Source organism: Kitasatospora sp. NPDC051702, from assembly GCF_040681575.1.
GTDB lineage: Bacteria > Actinomycetota > Actinomycetes > Streptomycetales > Streptomycetaceae > Kitasatospora.
Map to the genome: position 1 here is coordinate 78,169 of NZ_JBFAZB010000029.1, position 17,967 is coordinate 96,135.

Consider the following 17,967-nt stretch of genomic DNA (forward strand, 5'->3'; position numbering starts at 1 on the left):
GCCCTTCCCGCACGTGGCGTGACGGACGGTCGGCCCGGTCGACCCGGGCGGCATGGTTCGGACGGCAGGGGCGTTGGGTGCGGCATGACCGTGATTCTGGTGATCGGCGCCACCGGCAGTGTGGGGCGGCACGTGGCGTCCGCCCTGGCGGAGGGCGGGTACGGGGTGAGGGCGCTGGTACGGGATCCCGGGAGGGTCCCGCTGCCCGAGGGGGTCGAGGCCGTCCGGGGTGACCTGTCGGCGCCGGAGACGCTGGCGGCGGCGCTGCGCGGGGTGGACCGGGTCTACCTGATGTGGCCGGGGCTCCCGGTGGAACCGCGGGTGGTCGAGCTGATCGCCGCGCACGCCGAGCGGGTCGTTTACCTCTCGGCGGACGTGGCCGACCTCGCCGACGACGAACCGGCCGTGATCTTCCACCAGGAGATCGAGCGGCTGATCAGGAAGTCAGGCGTCCGCTGGACCTTCGTGCGCGCGATCGACTTCGCCGGCAACACCCTCGGCTGGGCCGACCAGGTCCGGCAGGGAGTCGTCCGCTGGCCCTACGGCCGGGCCCGCCGATCACTCGTCCACGAAAGCGACATCGCGGACGTCGCCGTGCGGGCCCTCACAGAGGACGGCCACGACGGTGCCCGGCACGTGGTCACCGGTCCCGAGTCGATCGCCCACGCCGAGCTGGTACGGCTCATCGGCGAGGAACTCGACATCGAGCTGCGCTGGGAGGAGCTCGCCCCCGCGGCGGCCCGCGAGCAGTTGACCGCGGCCTGGGGCGACGCCGCCTTCGTGGACTCCAGACTGCGCGCCTGGGAGTCGTTCACGCACCAACCCGAACGGGTCACCGACACCGTGGAGCGGGTGCTCGGCCGGCCCGCGCGAACCTTCCGCTCCTGGGTCCGTGACCACGCGGAGGACTTCCGGTAGCGGTAGAGGCGACCGGCCCGGGCCTCGCAGAGAGCACCGAGAAGGGCGGCGAGGAGGTTGAAGGCCACGAGGTCGAACGCCAGGAGTCCGAGCATCAGTGGGGCGCGTCCCGGCTTCGCTTGTACTCGCGGAGGAGTGCGAGGAGGTTGATCAGGGTGCTGGCCGGGATGCTGCCGACGGAGACCAGGCGGCGGCCGCGGAGATCGGCGTCACCGGCCCTGGCGGACGGCCAGAGGAGACCGAACTCGCGCCCCTCGGTCCGGAGTTCGACGACGAGTTCGGTGAGCTCGCGGACGGTGAGGTGGAGGAGCGCCGGATCGGCCGGGTGGATCGGGTGGTGGGCGCTCACGCGGCACCGTCCAGCTCGAACCAGACGGCCTTGCCGAGCGTCTGCGGGTCGACGCCCCAGCGGTGCGTGAGACCGTCGACGAGCTGGAGGCCCCGGCCGGATTCGGCGAGCGCGGAGGCCGTTCGCTGTTCGGGGAGGGCGGAGGAGCGGTCCGCGACGGTGACCCGGAGGGTGTTGTCGAGGAAGAGGATGAGGACGACGGGGGCGGCGGTCCCCCCGTGGCGCCAGGCGTTGACGATGAGTTCGACGAGGGCGAGCTCGGCATCGGCGATGGTCGGGGGCGCCCAGCCGGCGCGGGTCATCGCGTCGCGGAGGGCTTCGCGGGAGAGCGCGAGGGAGGGGGAGTTGAGGTTGCGCACAGGGGTCTCCCGAAGGGGGAAGGGTGAGACCGGCGGATGCGTCGCCGTGAACGAGCCCACTGGGCATGGGTGTTCTGCGGTGCCCGAGCGGCGTTACTGACGATCCATTCGGCGATCGGTGCATCTCAGACTGTAGGACCGGTGGTACATGTTGGGGTACTTCTACCCCCACCTTCACTCGATCGATGGATTGCTGGACCCTTCACTGGATGGCGATGGATGCTTGGGGCATGCCACCACGAACCACTCCGTCAGCCAGGCAGGAGCGAGTAGGTACCGAGCTGCGGAAGATGCGCGACTGCGCCAGCCGCACGACTGCCGAGTCCGCCGCGCTGTTCGGGTTCGCCCGGACGAAGATCACCCAGATCGAGAAGGGGCAGTACCCGATCACCGCCGAGCGCGTGCGGATGCTCGCGTCCGAGTTCGAAGAGGGCGACGTCGCCTTCATCGAGGCCCTCGCAGCCATGGCCGAGGAACGCCACAGGGGTTGGTGGGAGGACTTCCGGGGCTCTGTACCTGCCGGGTTCCTCAACATCGCCGAGATGGAGTACTTCGCCCAAGGGATGCGCACGTATCAGATCTCGCACGTCCCCGGCGCCATGCAGACGGAGGAGTACGGACGAGCCATCTTCAACGATGTCTACCCGCCACTCTCCGCACGCCACATCGAGGCGCGCGTCGAACACCGGGTTCAGCGCTCCGCGATTTTGATGAGCGAAGGTGCGCAACCCTACTCGGCGCTGGTGCACGAAGCCGCTCTGCGCATGCTGTTCGGTGGTCGTGATGCCGCAAAGAGGCAGATGGACAAGCTGCTTGAGTACTCGGAGCTGCCTCACGTGACGCTTCGGGTGGTCACCTTCAGCACCAATGGCTTCATGGGAGCCGGTCAAGGCATCATCTATGCGAACGGACCAGTGCCCCGTCTCGACACCGTTCAGCTCGACTCGACCAGCGGCCCAGTGTTCCTTCACGAGCAGAAAATGATGGAGAACTACCGCCACATCATCGACAGGATGACCGAGAGGGCGCTCACCGAGAGCCAGTCTCGCGACGCCATCAGGGTCATCAAGAAAGAGATCTAGGGCCATGGAGATACTTCGCTGGAAGCGCCCCGAGGCATGCGGCGAGGGTGCGAGCTGCCCTGAGGTGGCCATCACCTCGGAGGCCGTCTACGTCCGCAGCAGCCTCCGGCCCGACGCCGTCGCCCACCTCACCCCCGGCGAGTGGCGTGACCTCGTCTCCGCCATCCGCAACGGCGAGTACGAACTCTAAACTCTCCACGCCGCCCGGGTCCTTCGCTCCCCGAGGACCCGGGCAGCGCCGCGTCCGCGCCCTCGTCATCGACCGCCCCGGCGCGTACGCTGATCCGCTACACCGTGCCTCGGGGGGAACTGTGCTGCTCGCCATCTCCTTCTTCGTCCTCGGACTCGCCATCGGCGCGCTCATCGCCACTGCCGCCCTGCGCCGCCAGGCCCTCGACGCCGTCCGATCCGCCCGGGCCGCCCGCGACGCGGCCGAATCCGCCCGGAAGGCCGCCGAGGCGGCCAAGGCGCTCCCCGGTCCGGGCCGCCCCAGGAAGGCGGCGGCCCCCACCTCCGACCAGCGGCCCAAGCCGCCGCGGTCCCGCAAGGCACCCGAGCCCGCTCGCGCGCCCGCCACTCCCCTCCCTGCCGGACCCGTCGACGACGGGCTGCCCCGGCTCGGCCCCGCCGGGCCCCGGGACACGCCCGGCACCGTCCCCCGACGAACCGACGACGATCCCTTCCACCACACGGGCGTCTGGGACGAGGACACCGATCACGAGTTCCCGATCGAGCTCCCCGAGCCCGGCGCCGTCGCGGTGGTCGAGGTCACCGCCAAGTCCTCCAAGCGCGTCCGGATCGTCCCGATGACCCGGACCCCGACCCGGGTCGACACCCATCGGACCCTGCTCTACGTCAGCGCCTCCGACGGAACCGAGCGCACCCGCACCGTCCTGTCCCGGGACGTCACCCACCTGAAGGTCGATGCGCAGGGCCGCTCCGAGTGGTCCGTCCGCCTCTACGGCCCGTCCGAGACCGACGAACTGACCGGCACCCGCGAGGGGACCGGCGAGATCGTCGTCGCCCTCCGCCCCGACGCGCCCTCCGAACTCCTGCTGCACGTCGACTCCTCCTCCTGGGGCGCCGAGTTCATCTGCCACTGCTGGCGCTGGGACAAGGACAACCGGGACAAGTGCAGGTGCGCCGCGCCCGAGGGCCTCCCCCGGTGGTTCTCCAGCATGGTCTACCTCCAGGGCGAGGGCATGCGCACCCTCGTCATCCCCCGCCCCGGCCTGCTCAAGCTCCACACCGACAAGCCCACCGACCCCTGGCGCCTCCGGCTCGGCCCCTACCGCGGCACCGCCGAGGACGACGACTCCGACGACTAGCATCGGCCGGGTGCTGCCCGAACAACTCCCCCTCTCCCCCGGCGCCTTCACCACAGCCGCCGCGGTGCGGAACGCCGGCCGCGGCGCGAGCGAGACACGGATCTGCATCGCCCGCGGGCTTCCGTCGATCTTCCTCTTCGCGGATCCGGGCGCCCGGCGGCTCCGGGGCTTCAACCTCTTCGACGGGTGGGCCGAGGAGGACGACCGGGGCCCGGTGTTCCACCTCACGAGCGTCGGCGCCCTCGGCGACCACCGGCTGACCCTCGGGAACAGGGCCCTCCTCGACCACCGGGAGCACGGGCGGGCCCTTCACCTGTTCGCCGCCGACGGCCCCTCCGGAAGCCCGGTCGACCCCGTCCGCCAGCGATACCTGGGCGAGTTCCTCGTCGACCCGACCGAACCCCACCTGGAACGCCGAGCCCCGGCGCTCGGCCCCGGCAACCGGACCCGCCGGGTCTTCGTCTTCCGGCTGCGGCCCGTGCCGGGCCGGCCGTTCCAGCACGACGACCGTGACGGGACCGCCACCCCCGAGGAACACGCCGCCGCGGCCGCCAGGACGTGGTTCGTCAGCTACCGGTGACCGCCCGGGCCGGCCGCCGACCGGAGCCCCCGGTGCGTCGACCGGCCGGAACCGCCGATGACCCGACCGACCGGATCCGCCGACGGCCCGGGTGACGGTCTCGCCGTCACCCGGGCCGCGGCCACCGGCCGTACCCCCGTCACCGCCGGTGGAAGACGCTCCGCGACCAGAGGTAGCCGAGCAGCGTCAGTCCGGTGCACCAGGCCAGAGCGATCCAGCCGCTGGAGCCGATCCCGGTGCCCATCAGCAGACCGCGCAGGGTCTCGATGATCGGGGTGAAGGGCTGGTACTCGGCGAACCAGCGGAGCACCGTCGGCATCGAGTCCGGCGGGACGATGGCGCTGCCGATGAAGGGCAGGAAGGTCAGCGGCAGCGGCGTGTTGCTGGCGCTCTCCGGGGTCTTCGACACCAGCCCGATCCCCGCCGATATCCAGGTCAGCGCCAGCGTCACGAACAGCAGCAGCCCTGCCGCGGCCAGCCACTCCACCGGCCCGGCGCTCGACCGGAACCCCATGGCGAAGGCCGCACCCGTCACCAGCACCAGCGCGATCACCGTCTGGATGACGCTGCCGATCACGTGCCCCGCCAGGAACGCCGACCGCGATATCGCCATCGTGCGGAAGCGGTTGACGATGCCCTCCGTCATGTCGACGCAGACGCCGACCGCCGTGGCGACCGAGCCCGCCGTCGCCGTCATCAGCACGATCCCCGGCGTCACGTAGTCGATGTAGCTTCCGCCGCCGATCCCCAGCCCCAGCGCCCCGCCGAAGGCGTAGTTGAAGAGCGCCAGCATCATCACCGGCATCACCACGACCGAGAAGGTCATCGCCGGGTACCGCTGCGCGCGCTTGAGGTTGCGCCGCAGCATGGTCAGCGAGTCGCTGACCGCGTAGCTCGTCATCGCGCTCATCGCGCGCCCTCCCCCGTGAGCGTGAGGAACACGTCGTCCAGATCGGCCGTCTCCACGACCAGTGACTCGGCCCGCACCGACGCGTTGTCGAGCGCGTCCAGCACGGCCTTCACGGTGAGCACCGAGTTGTCCCCCGGGATCTCCAGCCGCAGTGCCTCGGCGTCGGCCGTGGCGTACTCGAACAGCCGGGCGGCCGCGTCCAGGTGGCCCGGGTCAGCGAACTGGAGCCGGATCCGGCCGCCGGGGACGATCCGCTTGAGCTCCTCGGCCGTGCCCTCGGCGACGATCCGGCCGCCGTCCAGGACGGCTATCCGGTCGGCGAGTTGGTCGGCCTCCTCCAGGTACTGGGTGGTGAGCAGGACCGTCACCCCCTGCTCGCCGACCAGCCCCCGGATGATCTCCCACATGGTGCGCCGGCTGCGCGGGTCCAGCCCGGTGGTCGGCTCGTCGAGGAAGATCACCTGTGGGTCCCCGACCAGGGTCATCGCCAGGTCGAGCTTGCGCCGCATGCCGCCGGAGAAGGTGGACACCGGCTTGCGGGCGGCCTCCGTCAGGTCGAACCGCCGCAGCAGGCCCTCGGCCCGCCTCCGCCCCTCCCGACGGCGGAGGTGGTGGAGGTCCGCCATGAGCAGCAGGTTCTCCTCGGCGGTGAGCAGGTTGTCCACCGCCGAGAACTGGCCGGTGACGCCGATCGACCGCCGCACCCCGTCGGCCTGCGCGGCCACGTCGTACCCGGCCACCCGGGCCGTTCCGCCGTCCGCCGGGAGCAGCGTGGACAGGATCTGCACGGTGGTGGTCTTGCCTGCGCCGTTCGGCCCGAGCAGGGCGAACACGCTGCCCACGGGGATCTCCAGGTCGACCCCGTTCAGCACCGCCTTGTCGCCGTAGGACTTGGTCAGCCCGCGCGCGGAGACGGCCGCCATCAGGCCCTCCGGACGACGACGGTGCCGACCTGGGTCTGCGCGCGGACCTCGACCGTCTCCCGGGCGTCGCCCGGGCCCTCCGCCTCGCCGAGGGAGTTGCGGACGCCGCCGAACTTGCTGTGCACGTCGAGCCAGGCCGCGGTGCCCTCCGCGATTCCGATCTCCACGTCCCCGACGCTGGTCTGCAGGGTGACCTTGCCGCGGACCACCCGGCCGAGCCGGATGTGGCCGTTCGCCGACTTGGCGTCCACGCCCGAACCGGCGAGGCCGACGTGGATCCGGCCGTTGGAGGCGTTGGCCACCAGCTCGCCCCGCACCTCGTCGATCTCGGTGTCGCCGTTGCTGTTCTTGACCGTCAGCCGGCCCCCGACGGAGCCGACCTCGATCCGGCCGCCGCCGGACACCTCGGCGTCCCCGGTGACGGTGCCGACCCGGACGTCACCCATGTCGGTCTTGAGCCGCACGGCCTCGGCCCGGTCCAGCTGGATCCGGCCCATGGACGTCTTCACCCGGCAGTCCCCGAGCGGGCCCTCGGCGACGAAGTCGGCCATCGGGGAGTCGGCGTGCACCTCGGAGCCGGCCGGCAGCTCGACGAGGACCTCGATCGAGCCCTTCCTGTTGGAGAACACGGTGCGCTGCTTGGGGCCCTTGAGGGTGAGCCGGCCGCCGGAGAAGTCGACCTGGGTGAGCTCGGCGGCCCTGACGTCCGCCTCCCTGGCCGCGTTGGCGGGCCGGACCTCGACCACGGTGTCGGTGCGCTTGCTCGCGCGGACCCACACCGAGCCGATCTCGAACTCGAGGGCTGCGGAGATCGGTCCGTCGGTCTCGTACGTAGGCATGGCTGTCCCGTCCTCTTGACTCGTGGTGGTGTTCCCGCTGGTCGGAGCGGGGGTGACGTGGAAGGTGCAGGGTGCTCGGTGGTGCGAAGGCGTGGGGAGGTGTGCGGAGGCGTGCGGAGGCGTGCGGAGGCGTCAGTGGACCCAGCCGGTGAAGCCCTGGCCGCCCCCGCCGCGCGGGGCGCGGGTGCCGAGGTCGGCGGCCGGGCGGACGCCCGGCTGGCCGCCCTCCATCGCGCCGGCGACGGCCCGGACCAGCCAGGCGTTGAGGGACAGGCCCTCCCGCCCGGCCGCGTCCTCCGCCCGGGCCTTGAGGTTCGCGGGCAGTCGCAGGTTGATCCGGGCGGTGCCGCTCTCGTCGCCCTCCGGCACCGGGGAGGAGACCGGTGGCACCACCGGCGCCACCGACGGCACCACGGGTGGCACATCGCCGTGGAAGCCGCCGGTGCCGGGCGGCACCGTGACCACGAACTCCGGATCCAGCCCGCGCAGCCGGACGTCAACCGAGCCCGGCGCGAGGTCGCGGGTGACCTCGCCCATGGCGGCGGAGAGCGCGTTGAGCAGGGTGAGCCGCACGGCGGACTCCAGCGGGAGCGTCAGCCGCTCGGCCAGCGCGCGGGCTTCGTCCCCGCCGGCGTCGGCCGCCGCGGCGAGCTCGTTCCGGAGGTTCTCTACGTACGGCGTGAGGTCCATGCCAGAAGCATGGCACAGCGGTGGCGCCATGTCGAGACATTAATGGCACCACTGTGGCACCACCCGGCGGAGGGGTCCGGCACCACGTCACGCGCAGGCCCGGCGCCACGTCGCGACCGGGCCGGCGCCACAACGGGAACCGCCCCGCCGGCCGAAGCCGACGGGGCGGTCCACCAGGGCGAACGGCGGGCGGGTCAGGCCCGCCAGCCCGCCAGGTACGCGTCGATCTCGCCGACCAGGCGGGCCTTGCCGGCCACGTCCAGGAAGGACGCCTCGACCGCGTTGCGCGCCAGCGCCGCCACCCGGGACTCGTCCAGGTCCAGCAGCCGGGCCGCGACGGCGTACTCGGTGTTGAGGTCGGTGCCGAACATCGGCGGGTCGTCGCTGTTGACGGTCACCAGCAGGCCGGCCTCCACCATCCGCTTGATCGGGTGGTCCTCGATCCGCTCCACCGCGCGGGTGGCGATGTTGGAGGTCGGGCAGACCTCCAGCGGGATCCGGTGCTCGCCGAGGTGGTCCAGCAGTGCCGGGTCCTTGACCGCCTGGGTGCCGTGCCCGATGCGCTCGGCGCCGAGCACCCGGATGGCGTCCCAGACCGTCTCCGGCCCGGTGGTCTCGCCCGCGTGCGGCACGCTGCGCAGGCCGGCCGCCCGCGCCCGGTCGAAGTACGGCTTGAACTGCGGACGCGGCACGCCGATCTCCGGGCCGCCGAGGCCGAAGCTGACCAGGCCCTCCGGGGCCAGGTCGACGGCGAGCCGGGCGGTCTCCTCGGCGGCCTCCAGGCCGGCCTCGCCGGGGATGTCGAAGCACCAGCGCAGGACGACCCCGAGCTCCTTCTCGGCGCGCAGCCGGGCGTCCTCGATCGCCTCCATGAAGGCGACGTCGGGGATGCCCCGCCGGACCGAGGAGAACGGGGTGATGGTCAGCTCGGCGTACCGGATGTTCTGGCGCGCCATGTCCTCGGCCACGCCGTAGGTGAGCGCGCGGACGTCCTCGGCGTCGCGGACCAGGTCCACGACGCTCAGGTAGACCTCGATGAAGTGCGCGAAGTCGGTGAAGCTGAAGTACTCGGCGAGGGCCGCCGGGTCCGTCGGCACCTTCGACTGGCCGCGGTGGCGGGCGGCCAGCTCCGCGACGACCCGCGGCGAGGCCGAGCCCACGTGGTGGACGTGCAGCTCCGCCTTGGGCATCCCGGCGATGAACGCCTCGATGCCGCCCTTGCCAGTGGGGTTTCCGATCCGACTTCCGTCCGGCTGGACCACGGTGGTTCCCTCTTCCTTCTACGCGCGTATCGGCAGGTGTTGGCAAGGATAGGCCGAAGCCGCGGGTCAGCCGCCCAGGGCCACCGCGACGGTGTGGATGAGCAGGCCGGCCAGGGCGCCGACCACGGTGCCGTTGATGCGGATGAACTGCAGGTCCCGGCCGACGTTGGCCTCGATCTTCCGGGAGGCGTCGTCGGCGTCCCAGCCCGCCACCGTCTCCGAGATCAGCGAGGTGATCTCGGTGCGGTAGGTGTCCACCAGGTACTGGGCGGCGTCCTGCAGCCAGCCGTCGGCCTTGGCCTGCAGTTTGGCGTCGGTCGCCAGGCGCTCGCCGAAGCGGCGCACGCCGTCGCGGATGCGCCGGCGCAGTTCGCTGTCCTCGTCCTCGGCCGCCGTCAGCACCAGGGTGCGCACGGCCGCCCAGGTGGAGGCGATCAGGTCCTGCACCTCGGGCCGGACCAGCAGCTCCGCCTTGGCCCGCTCGACCCGGGCGATGGTCTCCGGGTCGGTCTGCAGCTCGGTCGCGAAGTCGGCGAGGAAGTTGTCGATCGCGCCGCGGGCCGGGTGGTCCGGGTCGTCCCGGATGTCGGTGACGAACCGCAGCAGCTCCTTGTAGACCCGCTCGCCGACCTGCTGGTCGAGGAACTTCGGGGTCCAGCCCGGGGTCTTCTGGGTGACCTTGCGGACCACGTCCTCGTGGTTGGCGGCCAGCCAGTCGTGCGTGCGGACGGCCACCAGGTCCACCACGCCGTGGTGGCCGCCGTCGGCGACCACCTTGCCCAGCATCCGGCCCATCGGCTCGGCCACCGAGGTCGCCGCGGCCCGCCTGGTCACCGCCTCGGCGACGACCGCCTGCACGTCGTCGTCCCGGAGCACCGCGAGGACGCCGCGCAGCGCCGCCGAGGCCTCCTTGGTGACCCGCTCGGCGCTGCCCGGCGCGGCCAGCCACTCCCCCAGCCGGCGGGCGATGCCGAGCGCGGCCAGCCGCTCGCGCACCACCCGGCCGGAGAGGAAGTTCTCCCCGACGAAGTCGCCGAGCGAGCGGCCGAAGGCGTCCTTCTTGGTGGGGATGATCGCGGTGTGCGGGATCGGCAGGCCGAAGGGGCGGCGGAACAGCGCGGTCACCGCGAACCAGTCGGCCAGCGCACCGACCATGCCGGCCTCCGCGGCGGCCGCCACGTACCCGGCCCAGGCCCCGGCCCCGGCCGCCTTGGCCCAGGTGGCCAGGGCGAAGACCAGGGTCGCGAAGGCCAGCAGGCCGGTCGCGATGGTCTTCATCCGGCGGACGCCCTGTCTCTTCTGCTCGTCGGCGGCGGTGAACCGGACCCCGGGGCCCGTCCCGCTGAAGGCTTCGTCGCTCACCCCGCCAGTCTGCCCGCTGCCCGGCGCGGGTGAGGGCGCGCCCCGCAATCACGCGCCGGGCGCGCGCCGGAACCCGCGTGCCGGGCGTGCGCACCACCCGCCGGGCAGCCCACCAGCCGGGGCAGCCCACCCGCCCGGCCCCCGCCACTCAGCCCGTCACCGTCCCGCCGCTCAGCCCACCGCCGTCCCGGCGTACATCCGGGCGATCACGTCCTCGATCGCCGGCTCCCGCACCGACAGGTCCACCAGCGGGTAGCGCTCGGCCACCGCCGCGACGATCGGCGCGGCGCTCTGCCGCGCCGGGAAGGCCAGCCACTGGCGCGGGCCCTCGACCTTGACGACCCGGGCGCCGGACACCTCGATCGCCGGCCGCGCCTCGGCCAGGTCGACCACCAGGGTGCGCTCGCTGCGCCCGGCGGCGTGCAGGCCGTCCAGACCGCCGTCGTGGACGACCCGGCCGTGGTCGATCACCATCACCCGGTCGCAGAGCTGCTCGATGTCGGTGAGGTCGTGGGTGGTGAGCAGCACGGTGGTGCCGTGCTCCCGGTTCACCTCGCGCAGGAACCCGCGCACCCGGGCCTTGCTGACCACGTCCAGGCCGATGGTCGGCTCGTCCAGGTAGAGCACCTGCGGGTCGTGCAGCAGGGCCGCCGCGAGGTCCCCGCGCATCCGCTGGCCGAGCGAGAGCTGGCGGACGGGGGTGTCCAGCAGCGCGGCCAGGTCGAGCAGTTCGACGCAGCGGCCGAGGTTCTCGCGGTACCGGTGCTCGGGGATGCGGTAGATCCGGCGGGCGAGTTCGAAGGAGTCGCGCAGCGGCAGGTCCCACCAGAGGGTGGTGCGCTGGCCGAAGACGACGCCGATCCGGCGGGCCAGGGCGACGCGCTGGCGGGCCGGGTCGACCCCGGCGACGCGCAGCCGCCCGCTGCTGGGGACGAGGATGCCGGTGAGCATCTTGATGGTGGTCGACTTGCCGGCCCCGTTGGGCCCGATGTAGCCGACGCACTCGCCGGCCTCGACGGTGAAGCTGAGCCCGTCCACCGCGCGCACCTCGCGCTTGGCCCGGCTGAACCGGCCGGTGCGGGCCCGCACGGTGAAGCTGCGGCGGACGTCCTCGAGTTCGATCAGTGCCATGGGTGCTCCTTGCGTGGTCGGAGGGGTCAGCTGCCGGCGCCGCGGTAGGCGCGCAGTCCGGCCCGCCAGGCGAGCCCGGCGGCGGCGACGCACAGCGCGGCGGCCACCGGGGAGGCGAACTGGAAGGCGGTGGGCAGGCCGAGCGGGTCGGGCCGGCCGAGGACGTGCAGGGCGGGCAGCCAGTTGACGAAGGCCAGCGGGACGCCGAAGACCGCCCCGGCCACCAGCTCCTTGGCGAAGATGGTCGGCGGGTAGTGCAGCAGGGTCGCGCCGCCGTAGGTGAAGGAGTTCTGGATCTCCTTGGACTCGCCCCACCAGAACTGGACGGTCGCGCCGCCGACGTAGACGGCCCCGAAGATGACGCTGCCGCAGACCAGCAGGACGGGCACCAGCAGGACGCGGTCCCAGGTCCAGTGCACGTCCAGGGCGGCCAGCGACCAGACCAGCACGGCCAGGGCCTGCACCGGGCGGCCGAGGCGGCGCAGCGAGAAGCGTTCCGCGCACAGCTGGGCGAGCGCCGGGGCGGGCCGCACCAGCATGGTGTCCAGCGTGCCGTTGACGATCCGCACGCCGAGTCCGTCGACCGAGCCGACCAGCAGGTTGGCGGTGCCGAGGGCGAAGGTCGCGGTGCCGTAGAGGAAGGCGATCTCCGGCAGGCGCCACCCGCCGAGCTGGTCGGTGTGCCGGAACATCAGCACCAGGACGACGAAGTCCAGCGAGTGCGTCGCCAGGCTGGCCAGCAGGTTCAGGGCGAAGGAGGCCCGGTAGGCCATCATCGAGCGCATCCACATCCGGGCGCAGAACCACCAGGAGCGGACGGCCCAGGCGGCCCGGGCGGTGAGCGGCTCGGCGGCCACGGTGAGCGACTCGGACGGCGGCGCGGCGGGCGGCGCGGCGGGCCCGGCCGGGGCGACGAGGGGCTCAGCCACCCTGGACCACCACCTTGCGGGTCGCCAGCCACTGGGCACCGCGGCCGGCGGCGAGCAGGGCGGCGGCCCAGCCGAGCTGGAAGCCGAGCGGCCCGAGCAGGCCGGCGCCGGTGGCGCGCTCCAGGAAGACGTCGGTCGGCACCTGCACCAGCGCCGCCCAGGGCAGCACCGGGGCGAGGTCGCCGAGCAGGCCGGGGAACAGTGCGATCGGCAGCAGCATCCCGGAGAAGAACATCGAGACCACGAGCATCACCGAGCGCACGCCCTCCGAGTCGTGCAGCCAGAAGCCGGTGACGGAGACCAGGAAGCGCAGCCCGAAGCTGACCACCACCGCGAGCAGCACCGAGAGCAGGAAGGCCGCCCAGGTGACGGGCCGTTCGGGCATCCGGGTGCGGAACACCAGTGCGCCGACCAGCAGCGGCACGGTGCCGCGCACCAGCAGCTGGAAGGCGGCCCGGCCGAGGTCGGTGGCCAGCCACCAGCCCTGGAAGTCGACCGGGCGGTAGAGGTCGACGGCGATGTCGCCGCTGCGGAAGCGGTCCTGGACGTCGTCCTGGAAGCCGCCGCCCCACACCGCGACGGTGACCAGCAGGGCCTGGCTGACCCAGATGTAGGTGACGGCCTGGCTCTCGTCGTAGCCGCCGAGGCCGGGGCGGGCCCGCCAGAGGGCGAGGAAGGAGGAGGCGAGGATGATGCCGAAGACGGTGTTGGTGAAGGTGCCGGCCAGCGTGGCGGCCCGGTAGCCGGAGTAGCGGCGGAAGGCGCCGCGGGCGACGGCGGCGTAGAGCCCGAGCACGGGGAGCGGTCCGGCGGGATCGGGCGGGCGCCCGGTCCGCGGGCCGGGGGATGCGACGTTCAGCATATTGTCTCCTTGTCGACAAATACGGGCAGACGGGTGTGCCGGCCGACGTCCGCGCACACCCCAGCGGCCCCGACCGGCCCACCCCGGGGGTACCGGGCCGAGCGGACGGAGCTGTCGGAAACAGGTGCGCTATGCGGTTCTCACCTTTCACCGTACCGCCGGCGATCAGCCCCCGCACCCGTTTTTCCCGCGCACGCCGCAGCCGCCCCACCACTGATCGCACGTCAAATAGCACATAATCGCCGCATGACCTTGAGCACCCGGCGCCAGGCCAAACGAGCCGCCCGCCGCGCGGCCCGCCGCGCCCTCCCCCGCTGGCGCCGGCTCCTGCCCACCTGGCGGATCACCCTCGGCGCCCTCACCGCCGCGCTGCTGATCGCCGTCGGCGCCTTCGCCGTGCTCTACGTCATCGTGCCCGTCCCCGACGCCAACGCCCACGCCGTCGCCCAGAACAACATCTACCTCTACGCCGACGGCACCACCGAGATCGCCCGCACCGGCGCCGTCAACCGCACCGACGTCACCATCGACCAGATCCCCGCCCAGACCCAGCACGCCGTCGTCTCCGCCGAGGACCGCACCTTCTACCAGAACCGCGGCATCGACCTGAAGGGCATGCTCCGGGCCGGCTGGAACACCCTCCTCGGCAAGGGCATGCAGGGCGGATCCACCATCACCCAGCAGTACGTCAAGAACTACTACCTGACGCAGGACCAGACCATCGAGCGCAAGGGCCGCGAACTCTTCATCGCCCTCAAGGTCGACCAGCAGCGCGACAAGAAGGACATCCTCGCCGGCTACCTCAACAGCAGCTACTTCGGGCGCGGCGCCTACGGCATCCAGAGCGCCGCCCACGCCTACTACGGCGAGGACGTCTCCGCCCTCAGCGTCGCCCAGGGCGCCTACCTCGCCGCCCTGCTCCAGGCCCCCAGCAGCTACGACGTCAAGACCGCCACCCCCGCCAACCGCGAGAAGGCCGTCGCCCGCTGGAACTACACCCTCGACGGCATGGTCCAGCTCGGCTTCCTCACCCCCGCCGAACGCGCCGCCACCACCTTCCCCGAGCTGCTCGACCCGCAGCCCGCCACCGGGCTCTCCGGCCAGGCCGGCTACCTCGTCGGCGTCGCCGACGACTACCTCGTCTCCGCCGGGATCATCGACGCCGCCACCCTCAAGGCCGGCGGATGGCGCATCACCACCACCTTCGACAAGCCCCGGCAGGAGGCCTTCGTCAAGGCCGTCCAGGACGAACTCACCGGCGAACTCGACCCCCGGGCCCGCCCCGCCACCGACACCGACGTCCGCGTCGCCGGCGCCTCCGTCGAACCCGCCACCGGCCGCGTAGTCGCCGTCTACGGCGGCCCCGACTACGCCAAACAGCCCTTCAACGACGCCCTGCGCCAGGACAACCAGATCGGCTCCACCTTCAAGCCCATCGACCTCGCCGCCGGCCTCATCGCCCAGCACACCCTCGACGGGCGGCCGATCACCACCGAGAGCCGCTACGACGGCGCCAGCGAACGCCCCGTCACCGGCGGCCCCACCCCCTACGCACCGCCCAACGAGGACGACGTCGACTACGGCAACATCACCCTGCGCTACGCCATGGTGAAGTCCGTCAACTCCGTGTACGCGCAGGAGGGCGTCGACGCCGGACTCGCCCGCGTCCGCGACACCGCCATCAAGCTCGGCATCCCCGACAGCGTCCGCGGCATGGACCCGGCCAACACCTCGATGACCCTCGGCACCGCCACCCCCAGCGCCCTCGACCTGGCCGGCGCCTACGCCACCCTCGCCAACCACGGCGACGCCACCGCGCCCTGGTCCGTCCAGAAGCTCGAACGCGTCCACAGCGGCGGCGCCGTCGACATCCCCAAGATGCCGGACCACACCCCCGTCACCGCCATCGGCCGCGGCTTCGCCGACGCCGTCACCGACGTCCTGCGCGACGTCGTCAGCCCCCGCGGCACCGGCGCCGCCGCGCTCGACCTCGGCCGCCCCGCCGCCGGGAAGACCGGCACCACCGACTCCAACCTCTCCGCCTGGTTCGCCGGCTACACCCCCGAACTCGCCACCACCGTCGGCCTGTTCCGCGAGAACCCGAAGACCCACGCCAAGGAACCGCTGGCCGGCACGGCCGGACTCACCCGCATCAACGGCGGCACCTTCCCCACCCGGATCTGGACCGCCTACATGACCGCCGCCCTCCAGGGCACCCCCACCCAGCAGTTCGACCTGCAGACCGACCACGACGCCCCCGCGCCCGACCTCACCCCCAACAGCAGCACCACCCCCACCGGCACCGGCAGCGCCACCACCGCCCCCGCCACCGCGGCCGCGACCCCCGGCACCACCCCCAGCGCGACCACCCCCGCGCACGACACCCCCACCCACGCCCCCAGCGCGCCCGCCCCCACCGGCGGCGACCCCGCACCGGGGCCCACCCCGACCAGCCCCGCCGCCCCCAGCCCGCCGGCCCCCCAGCCCACCCCCACCCAGGACCAGCCCAGCCCCGCCCCCAAGCCCACCCAGACCCGGCCCACCCGCCCGACCGACCCGCCCACCGCCACGGCCCCCGCACCCGCCACCAAGCCGGCGACCTCGGCGACGCCGCCGCCCCAGTGAGCCGCCCGGCCGGGGCGGGCCGGCAGCCCCGGCCCTAGCGGGCGGCCACCAGCTCCCGCTCCAGCGGTGTCCTGAACCGCGGCGTCACCCGCACCTCCCCCAACCAGCCCGACAGCCGCGCCGCCTCGGCCGCCACGGCCGCACCGGCCTGCGCCCCCACGTCCTCGAACAGCCGCCACACCACCTCGCCGTCCGGCCGCTGCGCCCAGCCGCCCACCACCCGGCCGCACCACCACACCGTCGGCCCGGCGTTGCCCGCCCGGTCGAACAGCGCCGGCACGTCCTCCAGCCGCAGGTACCAGTCCCGCCCGCGCCACCCCATCACCGTCGGGTCCAGCGCCGGCAGCAGCGCCGCCCACGGCTCCGGCTCCGCGACCGGCCCGGTGTCCCCCGGCAGCACCAGCGCGGCGGCCCCGCCCGCCAGTTCCACGTCCTCGGCGCCGACGTCCGCCAGCGCCCGGCGGGTGTCCCCCAGCGTCCAGCCCGTCCACCACTTCACGTCGTCCACCGTCGCCGGGCCGTACGAGGCCAGCCAGCGCCGCACCACCTCCGCCTTCGCCTCCCGCACCGGCACGTCCGGCCACTGCGGCACCGGCGCCCAGGGGTGGACGTTGCTCAGCCAGGAGCCGCGCGGCCGCCCCCGCCGCACGTGCCCGTCCGCGGCCAGCAGCCGCAGCAGCCGACTGCCCACGCTCTGCCGCGCCTCGTACGGCTTGCCCGCCGACATCAGCATCGTCTCGCGCAACTCCGGCACGTCGTCGGCGAGTTCCTTCGTCGTCGCCTCGCCGCGCAGCGCCAGGGCGGCCAGCGCCGCCCGCTCCGCCCCGGCCAGCCTCGCCTCGTCCCAGCCCTCGGCGTGGTCCCGCAGGTGCTTGAGCAGCGTCGCCCGCTCCCGCGCCGCGATCGCCCGCGCCGTCGACGAGCTCACGTACGGCGCGAAGCCCTCCGTCACCGCGAAGAGCGTCCGCCGCATCGACAGCAGCCGCACCAATGTGACGTCCTCGTACAGCGCCCGGTCCACCTCCGCCGCGGACGGCGCCGCCAACCGGGCGCACGCCGACAGGTACACCGTCGCCGGATCGGAGGCGTGCAGCCCCACCACCGCGTCCGCCACCTGCTCCACCCTCGCCGCCCGCCCCGCGGGCGCCAGCAGCTGGCGCCGCCCCACCCGGGCCCGACGCTCCTCCACACCGATCACCGGCACACGCCTGCTCATGGGCGGACCATAACCCCCGCCACCGACAGGAGCGCCCCCTCCCGGGCCGCGGGAGGGGGCGCGTCGCCCACCGGCCGCCGGCGGGCGGTGCGGGCACGGGTCAGGGGCTCCGGAACGGGAGCGGAGTCAGAGGTACAGCCCGGTCGACCCCTCGGTGTCGCCGAAGCGGGTCGCCGCCACGGCGTGCAGGTCCCGCTCGCGCAGCAGCACGTAGGTCGCGCCGCGGACCTCGACCTCCAGCTTGTCCTCCGGGTCGTACAGCACGCGGTCGCCCGGCTCCACCGAGCGCACGCTCTGGCCCACCGCGACGGCCTCCGCCCAGGTGCAGCGCTTCGACAGCTCCGCGGTCGCGGGGATCAGGATGCCGCCGGTCGAGCGGCGCTCGCCCTCGCCGCCCTCGATCCGCACCAGCACGCGGTCGTGCAGCATCCGGATCGGCAGCTTCTCGCCCAGCCGGTCGTGCCGCGGGTGGTCGCCCCCGGAGGCGGCGGAGGCGGACTGCGGGGTCGGTTCGTCGTTCGTACTCACGGTCCCGAAGGTACCGCCCCCGGGCCCGGAGCGTGACGCTGGCCCGGCGTGCGCAGGGCCGGGCGCGGCCCGCG

19 protein-coding genes are annotated in these 17,967 nt (G+C 73.3%); 6 read left to right on the top strand and 13 right to left on the bottom strand.

Translation table 11 applies throughout. The features are described 5' to 3' along the window. The first annotated feature begins 84 nt into the window (after positions 1-84). Positions 85-918 (top strand): NAD(P)H-binding protein, encoded by an 834-nt coding sequence (locus tag AB0N04_RS23530; RefSeq protein ID WP_360209432.1) that lies wholly within the window; start codon positions 85-87, stop codon positions 916-918. Between the two features lie 94 nt (positions 919-1,012). Here the strand turns inward: AB0N04_RS23530 and AB0N04_RS23535 are convergent, their stop codons facing one another. Both AB0N04_RS23535 and AB0N04_RS23540 read right to left on the bottom strand, forming a co-directional pair. Further along, positions 1,013-1,267 carry a hypothetical protein gene (locus AB0N04_RS23535; protein ID WP_360209435.1) on the bottom strand — a complete coding sequence of 85 codons (255 nt, stop codon included), beginning with the start codon at positions 1,265-1,267 and terminating at the stop codon, positions 1,013-1,015. Further along, the gene (locus tag AB0N04_RS23540) at positions 1,264-1,626 is read right to left on the bottom strand and encodes an ATP-binding protein (protein WP_360209437.1); all 363 of its coding nucleotides are present in this window, start codon (positions 1,624-1,626) and stop codon (positions 1,264-1,266) included. The genes AB0N04_RS23535 and AB0N04_RS23540 overlap by 4 nt, the downstream gene beginning before the upstream one ends. Before the next feature lie 209 nt (positions 1,627-1,835). Between AB0N04_RS23540 and AB0N04_RS23545 the strand changes: the two genes are divergently transcribed. From AB0N04_RS23545 to AB0N04_RS23560, 4 genes are all read left to right on the top strand, one after another. After that, entirely contained in the window at positions 1,836-2,708 is an 873-nt protein-coding gene (locus tag AB0N04_RS23545; RefSeq protein ID WP_360209440.1) for a DUF5753 domain-containing protein, read from the top strand. Between the two features lie 4 nt (positions 2,709-2,712). Further along, complete coding sequence (locus AB0N04_RS23550; RefSeq protein ID WP_360209443.1) at positions 2,713-2,898, top strand: DUF397 domain-containing protein; 186 nt, start codon at positions 2,713-2,715, stop codon at positions 2,896-2,898. Between the two features lie 121 nt (positions 2,899-3,019). Next, complete coding sequence (locus AB0N04_RS23555) at positions 3,020-4,036, top strand: hypothetical protein (protein ID WP_360209446.1); 1,017 nt, start codon at positions 3,020-3,022, stop codon at positions 4,034-4,036. A gap of 10 nt (positions 4,037-4,046) precedes the next feature. Next, positions 4,047-4,616, top strand: coding sequence for a hypothetical protein (locus AB0N04_RS23560; protein WP_360209449.1), 570 nt, complete (start codon positions 4,047-4,049; stop codon positions 4,614-4,616). A gap of 139 nt (positions 4,617-4,755) precedes the next feature. On the opposite strand, the gene AB0N04_RS23565 is transcribed toward AB0N04_RS23560, so the two are convergent. The 9 genes from AB0N04_RS23565 to AB0N04_RS23605 form a co-directional block, all read right to left on the bottom strand. Next, positions 4,756-5,526, bottom strand: coding sequence for an ABC transporter permease (locus AB0N04_RS23565; RefSeq protein WP_360209452.1), 771 nt, complete (start codon positions 5,524-5,526; stop codon positions 4,756-4,758). Then, on the bottom strand, positions 5,523-6,449 hold the full coding sequence (locus AB0N04_RS23570; protein WP_360209455.1) for an ATP-binding cassette domain-containing protein: 927 nt from the start codon (positions 6,447-6,449) through the stop codon (positions 5,523-5,525). Before AB0N04_RS23570 ends, AB0N04_RS23565 begins: the two co-directional genes overlap by 4 nt. Further along, a complete protein-coding gene (locus AB0N04_RS23575) occupies positions 6,449-7,288 on the bottom strand; it encodes a DUF4097 family beta strand repeat-containing protein (protein WP_360209458.1) in 840 nt (279 codons plus the stop codon). Before AB0N04_RS23575 ends, AB0N04_RS23570 begins: the two co-directional genes overlap by 1 nt. A gap of 132 nt (positions 7,289-7,420) precedes the next feature. Then, a complete protein-coding gene (locus tag AB0N04_RS23580; protein ID WP_360209461.1) occupies positions 7,421-7,978 on the bottom strand; it encodes a toxin-antitoxin system HicB family antitoxin in 558 nt (185 codons plus the stop codon). Positions 7,979-8,172: 194 nt separating this feature from the next. Beyond that, positions 8,173-9,240: an adenosine deaminase gene (locus AB0N04_RS23585; protein WP_360209463.1), complete on the bottom strand. Its 1,068-nt coding sequence runs from the start codon at positions 9,238-9,240 to the stop codon at positions 8,173-8,175. Positions 9,241-9,306: 66 nt separating this feature from the next. Beyond that, positions 9,307-10,602, bottom strand: coding sequence for a DUF445 domain-containing protein (locus AB0N04_RS23590; RefSeq protein WP_360209466.1), 1,296 nt, complete (start codon positions 10,600-10,602; stop codon positions 9,307-9,309). Positions 10,603-10,773: 171 nt separating this feature from the next. After that, complete coding sequence (locus AB0N04_RS23595; protein WP_360209469.1) at positions 10,774-11,733, bottom strand: ATP-binding cassette domain-containing protein; 960 nt, start codon at positions 11,731-11,733, stop codon at positions 10,774-10,776. A 26-nt stretch (positions 11,734-11,759) separates the two neighbouring features. After that, a complete protein-coding gene (locus AB0N04_RS23600) occupies positions 11,760-12,524 on the bottom strand; it encodes an ABC-2 family transporter protein (protein ID WP_360209529.1) in 765 nt (254 codons plus the stop codon). A gap of 130 nt (positions 12,525-12,654) precedes the next feature. Continuing rightward, positions 12,655-13,524 (bottom strand): ABC-2 family transporter protein, encoded by an 870-nt coding sequence (locus tag AB0N04_RS23605; protein WP_363365205.1) that lies wholly within the window; start codon positions 13,522-13,524, stop codon positions 12,655-12,657. A gap of 246 nt (positions 13,525-13,770) precedes the next feature. Here AB0N04_RS23605 and AB0N04_RS23610 point away from each other — a divergent pair, with 246 nt between their 5' ends. Then, a complete protein-coding gene (locus tag AB0N04_RS23610; RefSeq protein ID WP_360209475.1) occupies positions 13,771-16,149 on the top strand; it encodes a transglycosylase domain-containing protein in 2,379 nt (792 codons plus the stop codon). Positions 16,150-16,183: 34 nt separating this feature from the next. Here the strand turns inward: AB0N04_RS23610 and AB0N04_RS23615 are convergent, their stop codons facing one another. Then, a complete protein-coding gene (locus AB0N04_RS23615; RefSeq protein ID WP_363365207.1) occupies positions 16,184-17,365 on the bottom strand; it encodes a winged helix DNA-binding domain-containing protein in 1,182 nt (393 codons plus the stop codon). Positions 17,366-17,491: 126 nt separating this feature from the next. Continuing rightward, positions 17,492-17,794 (bottom strand): co-chaperone GroES, encoded by a 303-nt coding sequence (locus tag AB0N04_RS23620; protein ID WP_049655715.1) that lies wholly within the window; start codon positions 17,792-17,794, stop codon positions 17,492-17,494. Between the last annotated feature and the right edge of the window lie 173 nt (positions 17,795-17,967).